At 64.1% G+C, this 16,896-nt stretch carries 13 protein-coding genes; 8 read left to right on the top strand and 5 right to left on the bottom strand.

The features are described 5' to 3' along the window. Window positions 1-424 precede the first annotated feature (424 nt). The 8 genes from tkt to OW493_RS08285 all read left to right on the top strand — a co-directional run bounded on the left by tkt (window position 425) and on the right by OW493_RS08285 (window position 9,381). On the top strand, window positions 425-2,419 hold the full coding sequence (gene tkt / locus OW493_RS08320; protein WP_289863817.1) for a transketolase: 1,995 nt from the start codon (window positions 425-427) through the stop codon (window positions 2,417-2,419). 435 nt (window positions 2,420-2,854) lie between these two features. Beyond that, entirely contained in the window at window positions 2,855-3,991 is a 1,137-nt protein-coding gene (locus OW493_RS08315) for a glyceraldehyde 3-phosphate dehydrogenase NAD-binding domain-containing protein (protein WP_077379935.1), read from the top strand. Beyond that, window positions 3,988-5,151, top strand: a complete 1,164-nt coding sequence (locus tag OW493_RS08310; RefSeq protein ID WP_084207733.1) for a phosphoglycerate kinase — start codon at window positions 3,988-3,990, stop codon at window positions 5,149-5,151. The genes OW493_RS08315 and OW493_RS08310 overlap by 4 nt, the downstream gene beginning before the upstream one ends. A gap of 181 nt (window positions 5,152-5,332) precedes the next feature. Further along, window positions 5,333-6,397 (top strand): class II fructose-bisphosphate aldolase, encoded by a 1,065-nt coding sequence (fba, locus tag OW493_RS08305; protein WP_077379931.1) that lies wholly within the window; start codon window positions 5,333-5,335, stop codon window positions 6,395-6,397. 154 nt (window positions 6,398-6,551) lie between these two features. Beyond that, window positions 6,552-6,926, top strand: coding sequence for a translation initiation factor Sui1 (locus OW493_RS08300; protein WP_084207732.1), 375 nt, complete (start codon window positions 6,552-6,554; stop codon window positions 6,924-6,926). Window positions 6,927-7,000: 74 nt separating this feature from the next. Continuing rightward, window positions 7,001-7,450, top strand: coding sequence for a YbaY family lipoprotein (locus OW493_RS08295; RefSeq protein WP_136939537.1), 450 nt, complete (start codon window positions 7,001-7,003; stop codon window positions 7,448-7,450). Window positions 7,451-7,484: 34 nt separating this feature from the next. After that, window positions 7,485-8,405 carry a nuclease-related domain-containing protein gene (locus tag OW493_RS08290; protein ID WP_077379925.1) on the top strand — a complete coding sequence of 307 codons (921 nt, stop codon included), beginning with the start codon at window positions 7,485-7,487 and terminating at the stop codon, window positions 8,403-8,405. Window positions 8,406-8,544: 139 nt separating this feature from the next. Beyond that, the gene (locus tag OW493_RS08285) at window positions 8,545-9,381 is read left to right on the top strand and encodes a hypothetical protein (protein ID WP_289863816.1); all 837 of its coding nucleotides are present in this window, start codon (window positions 8,545-8,547) and stop codon (window positions 9,379-9,381) included. A gap of 100 nt (window positions 9,382-9,481) precedes the next feature. Here OW493_RS08285 and OW493_RS08280 read toward each other — a convergent pair whose 3' ends face one another. From OW493_RS08280 to OW493_RS08260, 5 genes are all read right to left on the bottom strand, one after another. Beyond that, window positions 9,482-11,233 (bottom strand): BCCT family transporter, encoded by a 1,752-nt coding sequence (locus OW493_RS08280; RefSeq protein WP_077379921.1) that lies wholly within the window; start codon window positions 11,231-11,233, stop codon window positions 9,482-9,484. A gap of 352 nt (window positions 11,234-11,585) precedes the next feature. Then, entirely contained in the window at window positions 11,586-12,923 is a 1,338-nt protein-coding gene (locus OW493_RS08275; RefSeq protein WP_084207729.1) for a deoxyguanosinetriphosphate triphosphohydrolase, read from the bottom strand. Between the two features lie 224 nt (window positions 12,924-13,147). Next, window positions 13,148-14,557: a nitrogen regulation protein NR(I) gene (ntrC, locus tag OW493_RS08270; RefSeq protein ID WP_077379917.1), complete on the bottom strand. Its 1,410-nt coding sequence runs from the start codon at window positions 14,555-14,557 to the stop codon at window positions 13,148-13,150. Further along, the gene (gene glnL / locus OW493_RS08265; protein WP_077380022.1) at window positions 14,554-15,633 is read right to left on the bottom strand and encodes a nitrogen regulation protein NR(II); all 1,080 of its coding nucleotides are present in this window, start codon (window positions 15,631-15,633) and stop codon (window positions 14,554-14,556) included. The genes ntrC and glnL overlap by 4 nt, the downstream gene beginning before the upstream one ends. A 313-nt stretch (window positions 15,634-15,946) precedes the next feature. Continuing rightward, window positions 15,947-16,588: a DUF4124 domain-containing protein gene (locus OW493_RS08260; RefSeq protein WP_289863813.1), complete on the bottom strand. Its 642-nt coding sequence runs from the start codon at window positions 16,586-16,588 to the stop codon at window positions 15,947-15,949. Window positions 16,589-16,896: the final 308 nt, after the last annotated feature.

The raw sequence follows: 16,896 nt of genomic DNA, 5'->3' as shown, positions 1-16,896 counted from the left end.
ATGCGGGGATGATTCGGCCACTGACGGCAGATGGCTGCTTGAGACCGAGTAGAAACACGCTTGCGGCGCACGTTGAGGACTGACACAGACGGCCCGGCCTCGGGGGGGCGAGTTTACACGCCACTTATGTGAGTGCCTAGCGCCATGCGGACTGCACGACGGCCGTTTCGAGACCTTTTTGCCACAAGAAGGACACCAACCGGCATAAGTCAGCAAGACGCATGGACGGCTGCGGGGCCCGGATGCGATTTGCCGCGCCCCGTCATCTCGGTGACAATACTGGCCCGGAGATCGCGTACGGGCGAAGCTTCGTACGCACAAGGTTCACGCGACGCACTGTCCTTTCCGGCGCGCTGCGCACCACAGGCAGAACGCCGTGATTCATTGCCACACTCTTGACGCCCCGCAGGCGAGGAGCTATTGCATGCCTTCCCGTTTTGACCTGGCCAACGCCATCCGTGCACTTTCCATGGACGCCGTTCAGAAGGCCAAGTCTGGCCACCCCGGCGCCCCCATGGGCATGGCCGACATCGCTGAAGTGCTCTGGAACGACCACCTCAAGCACAACCCGGCCAACCCGAACTGGGCCGACCGTGACCGCTTCGTGCTGTCCAACGGCCACGGCTCCATGCTGCTCTACTCCCTGCTGCACCTCACGGGCTACCAGCTGAGCCTTGAAGATCTGCAGAACTTCCGCCAACTGCATTCCAAGACCGCCGGTCACCCGGAATACGGTTATGCGCCGGGTATCGAGACCACCACCGGCCCGCTGGGCCAGGGGCTGGCCAATGCCGTGGGCATGGCGATCGCCGAGAAGACACTGGCGGCGCAGTTCAACCGTCCGGGTCACACCGTCGTCGACCACACCACCTGGTGCTTCCTGGGTGACGGTTGCATGATGGAAGGCATCTCCCACGAGGTCGGCTCGCTGGCCGGCACCCTGGGTCTGGGCAAGCTGATCGCCCTGTATGACGACAACGGCATCTCCATCGATGGGGAAGTCGAAGGCTGGTTCACCGATGACACCGCCAAGCGTTTCGAGTCCTACGGCTGGCACGTCGTCTCCAACGTCGACGGCCACAAGCCGGAAGAGATCAACGCCGCCATCGCGCTGGCCAAGAGCCACGACGACAAGCCGAGCCTGATCATCTGCAAGACCGTGATCGGCTTCGGCTCCCCGAACAAGGAAGGCACCGAGTCCTGCCACGGCGCGCCGCTGGGTGATGACGAAGTCGCTGCCACCCGCGAGAAGCTGGGCTGGACCCACGCACCCTTCCACGTTCCGGAAGACATCTATCAGGGCTGGGACGCCAGCGAGCGCGGCGCCAAGCTCGAGAGCGACTGGGATGCACGCTTCGCCCGTTACGCCGAAGCACACCCGGAACTGGCCGCCGAGTTCACCCGTCGCCTGGAAGGCAAGCTGCCGCACGCCCTGAGCAGCGAGAAGATGATCGAGGACGCTCAGGCCGCCGGCGACAGCCCGGCATCGCGCAAGGCCTCCTTCGAGTGCCTGAACCAGCTCGGCCCGCAGCTGCCGGAACTGCTCGGTGGCAGTGCCGACCTCGCCCCGTCCAACCTGACCTTCTGGAAGGGCGCCCAGGCGATCACCCGCGAAGACTTCAGCGGCAACTACCTGCATTACGGTGTGCGTGAGTTCGGCATGGGCGCGATCATGAACGGCGCCGGTCTGCACGGCGGCTTCATCCCGTACGGCGCGACCTTCCTGATCTTCATGGAGTACATGCGCAACGCCGTTCGCATGGCCGCCCTGATGGGTCAGCAGGCCGTCTACGTCTTCACCCACGACTCCATCGGTCTGGGCGAAGATGGCCCGACGCACCAGCCGATCGAGCAGCTGACCAGCCTGCGCACCACGCCGAACCTGTCCACCTGGCGTCCGGCGGATGCCGTGGAGACCGCAGCCGCCTGGGATGCGGCCATCAAGCGTCACTCCGGCCCGACCGCGCTGATCCTGTCGCGTCAGAACCTGCCGCACCAGAACCGCGACAAGGCCCAGCTGGCCAACATCAGCCGTGGCGGTTACGTGCTGAAGGACGCCGCCAACGGCCAGCCGGAACTGATCCTGATCGCCACCGGCTCCGAAGTCGGTCTGGCGATGGATGCCGCCGCCGAGCTGGAGGCCGCCGGTCGCGCCGTGCGTGTCGTGTCCATGCCGGCCACCGACCTGTTCGATGCCCAGGACGCGGAATACCGCGAATCCGTGCTGCCGTCCTCCGTCACCGCGCGCGTGGCGATCGAAGCCGGGCATCGTGACTACTGGTTCAAGTATGTCGGCCTGAACGGCGACATCATCGGCATGGAGACCTTCGGGGAATCCGCGCCGGCTGGCGACCTGTTCAAGCACTTCGGCTTCACGGTCGAGAACGTGGTCGAACGCGCCAACACGCTGCTGGGCTGATCACCGCCTGACTCACCCCGTCGATGACGGAGTGGGATGCAGATCGACGCCGCCGCCTCCCGCTGGGAGCGGCGGCGTTTTCGTCTGTGCGACACTCGAGAAGCCCTCAACCGTCACCGGCTGTCGCCTGTAGTCGACGCGCTCCATGTCAGTCACAGCTTGATGACACGATTCATCCTGCATGAACGGTCATTCTCCGGCGATCCAGCCCTCGACAGACAGCGTGGATGACGACTACACAACCCCTCCAGTTGGGTAGTGTGACTACGTGTTCTTAGACGAAAAAAACCAGAAATCAGGCGCTTGCGCGCCTTTCGCTCCCTCCGCCCAGCAAAGCGATGCGCTACCATGGACCCCCTGAAAAACACCCGGAACGAGACCTCATTGAGCCATCAGTCCCCTCTGCCCACCTCCGACGCCTCCCAGGAGGCCAGCATGCGCCTTCGCCAGGGGAACGCCCCCTTGCGAGTGGCCATCAATGGCTACGGACGCATCGGTCAGTGTGTGCTGAGAGCGCTGGTGGAACGTGAAGCACGTGGCGAGACGCTGCCACTGGAAGTGGTGGCGATCAACGAGCTGTCAGACCTGGACACCATCACCTATCTGACACGCTACGACACCACCCATGGCCGCTTCCCCGGCACGGTGGAGCAGCGCGACGGCCAGTTGGTCGTCAACGGCCATGCGATCAGCATCCTGTCCGAGGCCAATCCAGACTGCCTGCCCTGGCGGGCACTGGGGATTGACCTGGTCCTGGAGTGCTCAGGCAGCTTCAAGGATCGCGCCACCGCCGAGCGCCATCTGTCGGCAGGCGCGGGACGGCTGCTATTCTCCCAGCCCGGCGATACCGACGCCGATGTCGATGCCACCATCGTGTGCGGCATCAACCAGTCGGCGCTGGCCCCCGCCGGGACAGGGCAGGACGCTGGCGGCATGCGCATCGTCTCGGCGGCGTCGTGTACGACCAATTGCCTGATCCCGATCCTCACGGTGCTGGAGCAGGCCTTCGGGCTGGAGCGTGGCGTCACCACCACGGTGCATTCGGCGATGAACGACCAGCCGGTGATCGACGCCTACCACCAGACGGACCTGCGCCTGACGCGCTCCGCGATGAGTTCGATCGTGCCGGTGGATACGGGGCTGGCCAAGGGCATCAACCGCCTGATGCCGCATCTGGAAGGACGCTTCGAGTGTCTGCACCTGCGGGTGCCGACCATCAACGTGTCCTGCATGGACATGTCCATCGAGGTGAAGCGCGACGTGAGCGCGGACGAGGTCAATGACCTGCTGCGCGAGGCCTGCGCACGACGCCTGCAGGGCCTGATGGGGTTGAGCGAGGAGCCGACGGCGTCCATCGACTTCAACCACGATCCGCGCTCGGGTATCGTGGATGCGACCCAGACCCGTGTTGCCGGCGGCCGGCTGATCAAGATGCTGTGCTGGTTCGACAACGAATGGGGCTTTGCCAATCGCATGCTGGACGTCGCCACCCATTGGCACGCCTGCGAGATGACAACGCCTCTGGCGACGGGAGCTCTCTCCACCGATTCACGACCAAGGAACCCGTCATGAACGTGCAAACGATGACCGCCCTCGACCTGTCAGGCAAACGCGTGCTGATCCGCGAAGATCTCAACGTGCCGGTTCGCAATGGTCAGGTGACCAGCGACGCGCGTATCCGCGCCAGCCTGCCGACCATCACGGCGGCCCGCGATGCGGGAGCGCGCGTCATGCTGATGAGCCATCTGGGCCGTCCCACCGAAGGGCAGCCGGAAGAGCAGTTCTCTCTGGCACCGGTCGCGGCACACCTGGGCGAGCTGCTGGGCAGCCCGGTGCGTCTGATCACCGACTATCTCGACACGGCACCGGACGTCGCCGAGGGCGAGGTCGTGCTGCTGGAAAACGTGCGCTTCAATGCCGGCGAGAAGAAGGACGATGAAGCGCTGTCTCGCGCCTACGCCGCCCTGTGCGACATCTACGTGATGGACGCCTTCGGCACTGCGCACCGCGCCCAGGCCTCTACCCATGGCGTGGCACGCTTCGCCCCGGACGCCTGCGCCGGCCCGCTGCTGGCCGCCGAGCTGGAAGCCCTCGAGAAGGCACTCGCCGCGCCGCGCGCGCCGATGGTCGCCATCGTCGGCGGCTCCAAGGTCTCCACCAAGCTGGACGTGCTCAAGGCGCTGTCCGACAAGTGCCATCAGCTGATCGTCGGTGGCGGCATCGCCAACACCTTCATCGCCGCCGCCGGTTACAACGTCGGCAAGTCGCTCTACGAGGCTGACCTGCTGGAGACCGCTCGCGCGCTGATGGACAAGGTCGAGATCCCGCTGCCCACCGACGTCGTCGTGGCCACCGAGTTCTCCGACAAGGCCGAGGCCATCGTGCGTGACGTTGCCGACGTGCGTGATGACGAGATGATTCTGGATATCGGCCCGGACACCGCCTCCCGCTTCGGGGCGCTGCTCAAGGATGCCGGCACCATTCTGTGGAACGGCCCGGTGGGCGTGTTCGAGATCGACCAGTTCGCCAACGGTACCGAGAAGCTGGCCATGGCCATCGCCGAGAGCGACGCCTTCTCCATCGCTGGCGGTGGGGACACCCTGGCGGCCATCGACAAATACGCTGTCGAGTCCCGCGTGTCCTACATTTCTACCGGTGGCGGTGCCTTCCTCGAGTACGTGGAAGGCAAGACGCTACCGGCCGTGGCGGCATTGGAAGCCGCTGCAAGCTGACCCGGGCTGCGCTCGAATGGCGCAGCGACAAGGTCCTCATCGACTGTCCCGGTACCCTGAGCCAGCCACATGCCCGGGGTACCCGGTAACTGGGTCACGGTAACAGGGCCATCCTCTGCCTGCGGCACAGGGTGGCCAGACGCTACTCCCTTTTCCATTCCCCAAGAAGACAGGTGATGTCATGGCATTGATCAGCATGCGCCAGATGTTGGACCACGCAGCCGAGTACGGATACGGCATTCCCGCGTTCAACGTCAACAACCTCGAGCAGATGCGCGCCATCATGGAAGCCGCCGACCACACCGACTCTCCGGTGATCGTCCAGGCCTCTGCAGGCGCTCGCAAATACGCCGGCGCGCCGTTCCTTCGCCACCTGATTCTGGCCGCGATCGAGGAATTCCCGCATATCCCGGTGGTCATGCACCAGGATCACGGCACCTCGCCAGCCGTCTGCCAGCGCTCCATCCAGCTGGGCTTCAGCTCGGTGATGATGGACGGTTCGCTGGGGGAAGATGGCAAGACCCCGACAAGCTACGAATACAACGTCGATGTGACCCGTCGCACCGTCGAGATGGCGCATGCCTGTGGCGTGTCCGTCGAAGGCGAACTGGGTTGCCTCGGCTCGCTGGAAACCGGCATGGCCGGTGAAGAAGATGGCATCGGTGCGGAAGGCAAGCTGGATCACGACCAGATGCTGACCGACCCGGAAGAGGCCGCCGACTTCGTCAAGAAGACCCACGTCGATGCCCTGGCCATCGCCATCGGCACCTCCCACGGCGCCTACAAGTTCACCAAGCCGCCGACGGGTGACACCCTGTCCATCCAGCGCATCAAGGAAATCCACGCCCGCATCCCCGAGACTCACCTGGTGATGCACGGCTCTTCCTCCGTGCCGCAGGACTGGCTGGAAATCATCAACGAATACGGTGGCAAGATTCCGGAAACCTACGGGGTTCCGGTCGACGAGATCGTCGAAGGCATCAAGCACGGCGTGCGCAAGATCAACGTCGATACCGACCTGCGCCTCGCCTCCACCGGCTCCATCCGTCGTTTCATGGCCCAGAACCCGTCTGAATTCGACCCGCGCAAGTACCTGAAGGAATCCGTGAAGGCGATGCGCGACATCTGCATCGCACGCTACGAAGCCTTCGGTGCTGCCGGCCACGGCAGCAAGATCGACCCGATCAACCTCGAAGCGATGTTCGAGCGTTACCACCGTGGCGAGCTGGACCCGAAGATCAACTGATCTGACGGCCATGCGCACGACGGCATGAACGAAAGGCGGCCCGCAGGGGCCGCCTTTTTTTGACGCATCAGGGTGCCGCTGCCGACGCGCACGGGTATCCTTTCCTCAGACACCGCCGACAACGCATCATTTTTCTGGTACCGCAGGAGACATCATGGCCTCGCTCAAGGATCAACTTTCCGGGCTTGTCTATTCCACTGAACACGGCGCCACCTGCCCCGAATGCCGCCGCGCCGAAGCCGACTGCGAGTGCGCGGACCTCGCCGAGCGCGAACGGCTCGACAGCCTCGATGGCGTGGTGCGTATCCGCCGCGAGACCAGCGGCCGCAAGGGCAAGGGCGTGACCACCGTGAGCGGGATTCCGCTGGCGGAGAAGGAACTCAAGGCGCTTGCCAAGACTCTCAAGCAGCGGTGTGGCACCGGCGGCAGCCTCAAGGACGGTATCGTGGAGATCCAGGGCGATCACCGCGAGACGCTCAAGACCGAGCTGACGCGACGCGGCTATACCGTCAAGCTGGCCGGCGGCTGAACCTGCACGCCCCGGCATCCGTCTCATCAGACATCTCGGTTGGCGGCGTATCGCCGACCGCACAAGGGACCTCCATGCTGAAACTCTCCATGCCTCATCCTTCCCGCTCTCTGGCCATCGGCGCACTGCTGCTCGGCACGCTGGGGCTGGCGGGCTGCATGACCGGCCCTGACTTCGCTCAGCTGGAGGCACGCGTGGTGCCACAGCAGGCCTTCCAGGCACCGGGTGATGCGCTGCTGGAGGTCCGCCTGGTGGATATCTCCAGAGCCGATGCACCGGCCAACCTGATCGCCAGCACCCGCTTCGGCGGTCTGCGCCAGGGGCCTTTCCCGGTCAGCCTGCAATATGATCGCAATGCCATCGAGGATGGCCATCGCTATGCACTGCAGGCCGACGTGCGCAGTGACGGCAAGCTGTACTGGATCAATGACAGCGTGGTGCCGGTACTGGACACTACCCACAACGCAGCGCAGGGTGAGGTCGAGGTGCCGATCGTGCCGCTGCCACGTGCGCTGGGCCACTGAATACGCTCCCCTCTCCTGTAGATAGGACATCCCGATGGATTGGCTGGAATACCTGTTACCTGTCTTCTTTCTCACCCCGCTGGGCGCCATCGCGCTGGTGGTGCTGGGCATGCGCGGCCTGCATGAGCGCCGCATCCAGTCACCCCTGACCCGCCGCCAGCTGCGCGAGCCGGGCCAGAGCCTGCGAGACCGCCTCGATGACGCCTTCCAGTCATTGTTTCTCGATGGCGCACTGGGACCGCTCATCACCCTGAGCCCGCTGATCTATGGCATGGGACGCATGGTGTTCGGCGAAGAGCAGAACTGGCTGGAGTGGGCGGGCTATGGACTGGCCTGCGCGCTGTTCGTGTTGATCTTCGCGCTGCGCCTCACACGCCACTTCCAGCGCATCCGCAAGTTGAAGCTGGGACTGGCCTGCGAGCTGTCCATCGGCCAGGAGCTGGATCAGCTCATTCGCCCGGAGCAGTTGAGCAGCGTGGTCTATCATGACGTCCCCGCCGACGGCTTCCATATCGACCATCTGGTACTCACGCCGCTCGGTGCCTATGCCATCCGCACCAAGGCGCGCTCGCGTCCGCTGGATGCTCTGGGAGCGATCAAGAACGAGGTCAAGCTGGAGGATGGGCGTCTGCACTTCCCCGGCGGGCGCGAGCGCAAGCCGCTGCGCGAGACACGCGTCGCGCGTGACTGGACTGCCGCCTGGCTCAAGCGCGAGTGTGGTGTCGAGGTACCGGTACACGGCATTCTGGCGCTGCCGGGCTGGCAGATCATCCGGCGTGGTGAACAGCGCAAGGGCGACCCGGACGTCGTCAATGGCGAAGGGCTGGCCGAGTGGCTCAGCACCCATTGCATGACCCCGGAGGATGGCTGCCCGGCGCTGGATGAGGCACTCAAGCAGCGCATCAACGAGGCGATTCTGCTGCGGGTACAGGCCGAACGCATGGAAACGCCCTAGGCCAGCGACTGGCGGTCTCCCATCCGCCCGTCACAAGGACTTGCCAAGCGGGCCGGCGCGACGTTAAATACGCGCCGGTCCAGCCCTGGCTCCTTGATCGCGCCATCGCAATGATGGCGCTTCTGGCGACATATCCCCCATGAAACTCATCACCTTCGACGCATTTCGTACCCTCGGTATCGCCGGCGTTCGCTACATCAAGCCGGAACGCATGCTGGATCACCTCGACGAGATCCGCGCCGCCGACATCCTGCTGTTTCCCGAATACTGGCAGATCACCACCCTGGTCTACGGCCTGGGAAAACGCATCTTCCCGAGCCTGCCCAGCTACGCCATCGGCCACGACAAGGTCGAACAGACGCGCGTCTTTCAGGCCATCTGCCCGGACAATGTGCCGCCCACCGAGATTCGGGGTGCCAGCCGTCAGGCAATCGACGACATCGAGGCACGCTTCGGCTATCCGCTGATCGTCAAGGAAGTGAAGAGCTCCATGGGGGCCGGGGTGAAGCTGATCCAGTCACGTGGCGAGCTGGAAGCCCACGCAGCGGAGCACCCGGTGCTGTATGCCCAGCCGCGGCTGGATATCGATCGCGACCTGCGTATCGTGGTGGTCGGTGGCGAAGTCATCACTGCCTACTGGCGCGTCACGCCGCTGGGCGGCTATCGCTCCAACGTCAGTCAGGGCGGCGAGACGGCCTATGACAACATCCCGGCGCCCGCCATCGAGCTGGCGCTGCAGCTGGCCGAGGCGCTGAGTGTCGATCACGCCGGCTTCGATATCGCGATGGTCGATGGCCATCCGATGGTCTTCGAGTTCAATCGTCTGTTCGGCAACCAGGGCATTCAGGACAGTTCACGGCGTATCGGTGCCGCCATCAGTCGCTATCTGGCCCTCGACAATGACGACAAGGACCCGACGCCGCCGGTGCTGACACCGCGCCGCTCCCTCAGCGAGACACTGCAGGAAACCGCCTGAGTCATCGCCCCTGAGACTCACCAGCCCATCCAGACGACAGAAAGCCGCCCCGAGGGGCGGCTTTCTGTCGTCGGCGGCCTGATCCTTCAGGCCGGCCGGATCACAGTCGGGAAGGACGGCTGTGCGGGTCGCCTTCGACATGATCCTTGGGCGTGTCCTGCTGCGGCTTGCCCGCCGCAGGCACGTCCTCGTCCGGAATCTCCCAGGTGCCCTCTTCCGTCCAGGGGTCGTCTTCCGGGAATTCCTCGATATTGATCTCCTTGACCGTGTAATCCGGCTGATAGCGCAGGTCATAGTGCGCGGCGCGCACGATGGAGATGCACAGCAGCAACGCCACCGCCAGCAACGGCACGCCACCGATGATCGAGGCCGTCTGCAGGGTTTCCAGCCCGCCGACGAACATCAGCACGATCGGCATGAACGACAGCGCGAAGGCCCAGAAGAGACGGTTCCAGCGCATCGGCTCCTCATCCACTTCCTTCTGGACCACGGCCGCCAGAATGTAGGAGATGGAGTCGAAGGTGGTGGCCGTGAAGATCAGTGCCAGCAGCGTGAAGGCAAAGATCACCACATAGTCCAGCGGCAGGGTATGCAGCATGGCGAAGATGGCAGCGGTCGGACTCTGCTCGTTGAGTATGGTCACCACGTCCAGCTCACCTGACAGCTGCAGGTACAGGCCGTAGTTGCCCATCACCATGAAGAACAGGAAGCAGCCCATGGTGCCGAAGAACATCGAGCCCGCCACCATCGCGCGAATGGTGCGACCCCGCGAGATGCGCGCGATGAACAGCCCCACGCTGGGCGCGAACACCAGCCACCAGGCCCAGTAGAAGATGGTCCAGTCCTGCGGGAAGTGGGTGTTCTCGAAGCCCTTGAACTCGGCGAACGGCTCAAGCCAGGTCGCCATGTGGATCAGATTGCTCATCACGCGCCCCAGCGCGTCCAGACCGGTATTGGCCATGAACAGGGTCGGACCTGCGATGAAGATGAACAGCAGCAACCCGACCGCCAGCCAGAAGTTGATATCCGACAGCAGCTTGATGCCCTTCTTGAGCCCCACGTAGGCGCTGTAGCCGAACAGCGCGGTACACACCAGCAGCACGACGACCTGGGTCATCAGCGACTTGGGTACGCCGAACAGCTCATGCACCCCCTCGTTGATCATCGGAGCTGCCAGACCGAGCGTGGTCGCCCCGCCACCCAGCATGCCGAAGACGAAGCTGATGTCGACCAGCTTGCCCAGCCAGCCACGCGCCAGCTTTTCGCCGAGCACCGGCATCAGCGCCTCGGAAATCTTCAGGACACTGTGGTGACGCACGTAGTAGAAGTAGGCGATCGGCACGGCGGGAATCAGATAGATCGCCCATGCCAGCGGCCCCCAGTGGAAGATACCGTAGGCGGCGGCCCATTCCGCGGCCTCCGGTGTCTGGCCTTCCACATGGAACGGCGGCGACTGGTAGTAGTAGACCCACTCGATCATCGACCAGTAGAGGATGGAGGCCCCGATACCGGCGCAGAACAGCATGGCCGCCCACGACACGATCGAGAACTCGGGCTTCTCTTCGGCGTCGCCCAGCTTGATCTGCCCGATATCACTGAAGATGATGTAGATCATGAAGCCACCGGCTCCGACACCCAGCATCAGGTAGAGCACACCCAGCTTGCTGGTGACGAAATTCTTGGCCGCCGATACCCACATCGCACCCTGCTCGGGGAAGATGACCAATGGCAACGTCACTGCCAGCAGCAGAAAGATCGAGCCGAAGAAGGTCGGCTTGTCGATCATGTCGAAGGCCTTCTCTGGCTTGTTCTCCGCGTTGGCAGCGGTTCCTCCGGGGGTTTTCTTGCTCATAAATAAGCCTCGTTTATCGTTATTGCCCTGCATGATAATAGCTTATCATGAATGAAAAGTGACCAGCGCGTTCACACTTCGTACAAAGCTAGTACAACAACTCGATAGGCTACGTAAAGAAAATTTACCGCTTGTCAGCGCAAGGACGTCACGCGAGACAGCAGCCGGCCAGGATGACGTCGACGGAGACATCGAGGAAAAGAGGGACGGAGGGAAAGCGGGAAAGAGGAGTTGCCGGAACAGATGGGGCGCGTGACCGGCAGGAGGCCGGCAAGGCAACGCGGAAATGACACGGCAGACCACGACTGCCCGGCACGGCTTGCCGGACAGTCGTCATGCTCGAGCGGAAGGCTCAGTCGCCGCGCAGGCGGCCACCCATCTCCTGAGCGAGATCCACGGCGAAGTGATCGGTCATGCCGCCGATGAAATCGAGCATGCGCCGGTAACTGCGGTAGAGATCCCAGTCACGCGTCGGGGTGTTCTCGCCGATCAGCGCCAGCACGCGCTGATGCTTGAAGCTGGAGCGCCCCGTGGTGTGCAGCTCATGGGCAGCCCCGATGAAGGCTTCAAGCAGGATACCCAGCGTGGTGTAGGCGCCGATTTCCAGCTTGGCCTTGCGCTCGTTGCGAAAGATCTTCTGGCGCGCCAGATTCTTGGCTTCCCGCACGCCCCAGCCGAGATCGGGATGACACAGATCCAGCAGGTCCTCACTGAGGGTGCCCGCCAGCAATTCCGCCTCATGCTGCACGAAGGCCTGGGCCACGTCATTGACCGCCCGCTCCATCGCCGCTCCCCTGAGGGCCGCCACCTTGCGCCGCTGTGACGTGCCACGCGCGACCATGTCGTCATACTCCCGCGGCGCGCCACCACTGATGCCGGTCAGAATCTCGTAGACCTCCTCGAACTGCAGTATGCCCATCTCGAGGCCATCCTCGAGATCGAGCAGCGCATAGCAGATGTCATCGGCGGCCTCGACCAGCCACGCCAACGGGTGGCGACACCAGCGGCCATCGTCACGCGCCAGCAGCCCGCAGCGCTCGGCCACCTGATCCAGCAGTTCACGCTCACTCTGGTAGCAACCGAACTTGCCGCCTGCCGTGGCGTGCTTCACCGTCCAGGGATACTTGAGCAGGGTGCCCAACGTCGCCGCCGTCAGGCGCATGCCGCCATGAAACTGGTTGTATTCGATCTGGGTGACGATACGAAAGCCCTGGGCGTTGCCTTCATAGGTGAGCAGGTCTTCGCGCTCGGCCTCGCTCAGGCCTGACAGACGCCCGTGGTCACTGGCGGCCTCTGCGGCAAACCAGTCACGGATGGCATATTCTCCGGCATGCCCGAAGGGTGGGTTGCCGATGTCATGTCCCAGACAACCGGTCTGGACGATGACGCCGAGGTCGGCGGGCGTGACCCACTCGGGCAGATGGTCCTTCAACTTCTCGCCGACCATCATGCCTAGCGAACGCCCGACGCAGCCGACCTCCAGGGAGTGGGTCAGACGCGTGTGGATGTGGTCGTTGTCGGTCAGTGGGTGCACCTGGGTCTTGCGACCCAGCCGTCGGAAGGAGCCCGCGAACACGATCCGGTCGTGATCCTTGTGGAAGGGCGTACGGCCCATCTCACGCGATACGGTGCCCGGTGCGTCATGCAGGCGACTCGGCTCCAGCAGTCGTTCCCAGTTCATTGATGACATCAGGCAACTCCTTGGCAGGCGCCCGAGAAATGACGCCGGCGAGCAGACAACGGTGAATGACGGGCAGAAAAAAAGAGAACAGGGATTGTGGCACCCTGTTCTCTTTCTCTCCAGACCGCTGGGCGGTTCTCCTGTCCGCCCAGACGGTTTCTCTACCCGCTCAGGTGGTTCATCTCCCGCTCAGTCTGAGAAGGGTGCTCGACACTGCCTGGCGCCGGGGCGGCTCAATCCTCGGCCAGTGCCGGCAACAGCACCTTGAGCTTGCGCGTCAGCGTGTTGCGTCCCCAGCCCAGCAACTCGGCGGCTTCGCCCTTGCGACCGCCGGTATGCTTGAGCGCCGTCTCGATCAGGATGCGCTCGAAGTCGGGCACCGCCTCTTCCAGCAGATGGGTGTGGCCGGCGGCGAGCGCGCGGTCCGCCCACTCACGGAAGGCACCACGCCAGTCCCCGGACGCGGCCTCGGTGCCACTGACGTCACGCAGTTCCGGCGGCAGATCCTCGACCATCACCTCGCGGCCCGAGGCCATCACCGTCAGCCAGCGACAGGTGTTCTCCAGCTGGCGCACGTTGCCCGGCCAGTCGAAGCGCGTGAGGTGCTTCTCGGCCGCCTCGGTGAGCACCTTGGGGTCCGTGGCCAGCTCGCGTGCGGCTTCGGCGAGGAAGTGCTGCATCAGGCGCGGGATGTCCTCACGGCGCTCTGACAGCCGCGGCAGGTGGACGCGGATCACGTTGAGGCGGTGGAAGAGATCCTCGCGGAAACGACCATCCTCCACCAACGCCTCCAGGTGCTGGTGGGTCGCGGCGATGATACGCACATCCACCTTGACCGGCGTGATGCCCCCCACGCGGTAGAACTCGCCATCCGCCAGCACCCGCAACAGACGTGTCTGGGTTTCCGCCGGCATGTCGCCGATCTCGTCCAGGAACAGGGTGCCACCATCGGCCTGCTCGAAGCGTCCGCGACGCAGAGCGGTGGCACCGGTGAAGGCACCCTTCTCGTGGCCGAAGAGCTCTGACTCCATCAGGTCCTTGGGGATCGCCGCCATGTTCAGCGCGATGAACGGCTTGGCCTTGCGGGGCGAATGCTGATGCAGCGCCTGGGCGACACGCTCCTTGCCGGTCCCGGATTCGCCGTTGATCAGTACGGTGATGTGCGACTGGGACAGGCGACCGATGGCCCGAAAGACCTCCTGCATCGCTGGCGCTTCCCCGATGATCTCCTTGGTCAATCCTTCCGGCACCACCGCGGGGGCCTTGGATTCCCGCGCGTGCGCCACGGCACGCCGCACCAGCGCCAGCGCCTCATCGACATCGAAGGGCTTGGGCAGATACTCGAAGGCACCGCCCTGATAGGAGGCCACGGCACTGTCGAGGTCGGAATGGGCCGTCATCACGATCACCGGCAGGTCCGGATAACGCTCGCGGACTCGTGCCATCAGATCGAGGCCATCGATACCGGGCATGCGGATGTCGGTGATCAGCACATCCGGGCACTGGCGCATGATGCTGGCTTCTGCCTGATCCGGGCGCTCGAAGCTTTCCACCTCGAGGTCAGGCTGGGCCAGAGCGCGCTCCAGTACCCAGCGGATGGCGCGGTCATCATCGACGATACAGACGCGTGCAGTCTCGCTCATGAGGGATCTCCAGAAGTGCCGGCAAGCGGGATTAATAGTCGGAATTCGGTATGGCCGGGGCGCGAGTCACACTCGATCAACCCCTGATGCTGGTGCAGGATGCCCTGGGCGATGGAAAGCCCGAGCCCTGAGCCTTCGGCGCGCCCCGAGACCATCGGGTAGAACAGCGTCTCGCGCAGCGCCTCGGGAATGCCCGGGCCGTTGTCGCTGATCGCCAGCTCGCAGACCAGACGATGGCGCTCATGACCCAGCGTGAACTGCCGCCGGGCCCGCGTGCGCAGGGTGATCTCCCACGGCGCCTCATTGCCATCGGCTGATTCGGGCTGCGGCTGCTCGTTGAGGGCCTGGGTCGCGTTGCGCGCGATGTTGAGCACCGCCTGGATCAACTGGCCTTCATCGCCGATGACTTCAGGAAGGCTCGGGTCATAGTCGGCCGTCAGCTTGATGTGATGCCCTTCCGCCGCCAGCAGGGAGCGCACCCGCTCGGTCACCGAGTGGATATTGACCGGCGACTGCAGCGGTGGCCGATTCGGCCCCAGCATGCGATCGACCAGATCGCGCAGGCGATCCACCTCCTCGATGATGATGCGCGTGAACTCCACCATCTGCGGTTCCGGCAGATCGCGCTCCAGCAACTGGGCCGCGCCCCGGATACCGCCAAGCGGGTTCTTCACTTCATGCGCCAGCCCGCGTGTCAGCACCTTGACGGCTTCCTGCCGAGCGATCAGCGCCTCCTCGCGGGAGATCTGCATCAGACGATCACGCGGCTCGATTTCCACCAGCAGCTCATTGGCGCTGACCGGGGTCGCGGTGAAGTCCACCGTCAGCGGCTCGTTGGCCGCATTGACGATCTCGGCCTCACGCTGGGTATAGGGATGCTGTTCTTCCAGCGCCTTGCGCAGCACCTTGATGGGCTCTTCATCCAGCCCGGTCAGATGTTCAGGGGAGCTGCCCTTGACGCGCACCAGGCTGACCGCCAATAGCGTCTCGGCCGCCGGGTTCAGCCATACCACGCGCAGCTGTGCATCCAGCACCACCACGGCAGTATTCAGGTGTTCGAGCAGTCGTTGATGCATGCCTTTATCCGCCATTCGCAGTACGTCTCCCTGTTCTGCAATAACCGCGCCAGTCTGGTGCAAATGCCGCGTGCATGGCACCCGCGCCGATGCACCTCTTTCGGGCGTCGATTTTAAGCACCATTATGGTGCACCAAAGGATCGCACTGCCAACCCGATGAAGCAGACCTGCTCATCAGCGGGCGTGCTGCTGCATCGCGGGCGATACCGTTGCCAGACCTGGCGACAAAAAAGGCCACCCGAAGGTGGCCTGATGACCTGGCGCGCGAGTCACGTGTCGTTCGCAAGCCAGAAGGACTGTCCCCCCCGTCTCTCAGCCACCCCCGGCATTGGCCGGGTTGTTGGGATTGCGCGGGAGATTGACGCTGGCGCGTTGCACGTAGACCACTCGGGGCTCGGTGGTCTGGCGCACTCGTCCGGAGGCATCCAGCAGCTCCGCCTGGATGACATGCTTGCCACGCTCGAGCCCCGGCACCATGAAGACACTGCTGTTCATGGCCGATTGCGACGGCGCGCCATCCACGGTCACGCGTACCTTATGCTCGGGACGCAGCTGCGGCTCGATGGCCAGGCGCACCGCCAGGTTGCCGGCCTGCCCCGTGGGCAGCGTCTCTTCATTGCTCGGGCTCTGGATGAAGAAGCGGGTATAGCCACGGAAGCTGACATCCATGGCAGGCGCGGAGGGTCGGCTACGGGAAGCGGTCTCGGACGGGGAAGATGACACGCCACGTGAAGCAGGCGCGCGCGAGGGAGCAGACTCGGTGGAAGGCACCACACTCAGCGGCGTCAGCTTGACCTTGCTGCCGCCCGCCGGCTGATCACTGAACACCACGTTGCCGTTGGCATCCACGTGCCGGTAGACCTGAGCCGCCTCGAGCTCCGCCGAGACGCTGCTCAGGGCCAGCACCGCTGACAGGCAGAGACCGAGCGTCGTCATGCCCGGCAGGCGAGCCATCCGCCGCATTCCCTTGACCGGCAAGGACCTGCTGTCACCCACTGAACCGATGCCACGCGAAGAAGAAGTGAAGGGCCACATCCGGGAATTCCTGAAGAAGTCATGGGAAGCCAGAAGCGCGCATCCGCTCCTGCCAGTCGTGTCACTCACTCGGACGCTACCAGCGTGCCAGAAGTGACATATCCTGCTGCCAAGTTACAAAGCTTCCCGCGTTGATACCAGCCCTGCTTGTTGCGACGCGACTTTCCGCGACGGGTCGCGGGTCCTGGACAGCCGGGAGTCAGCTCTTGGAGCACATGTCTCAGAAA

This window comes from Cobetia sp. 14N.309.X.WAT.E.A4 (assembly GCF_030397495.1).
GTDB lineage: Bacteria > Pseudomonadota > Gammaproteobacteria > Pseudomonadales > Halomonadaceae > Cobetia > Cobetia marina.
This window is presented reverse-complemented; position numbering and strand designations above follow the sequence as displayed.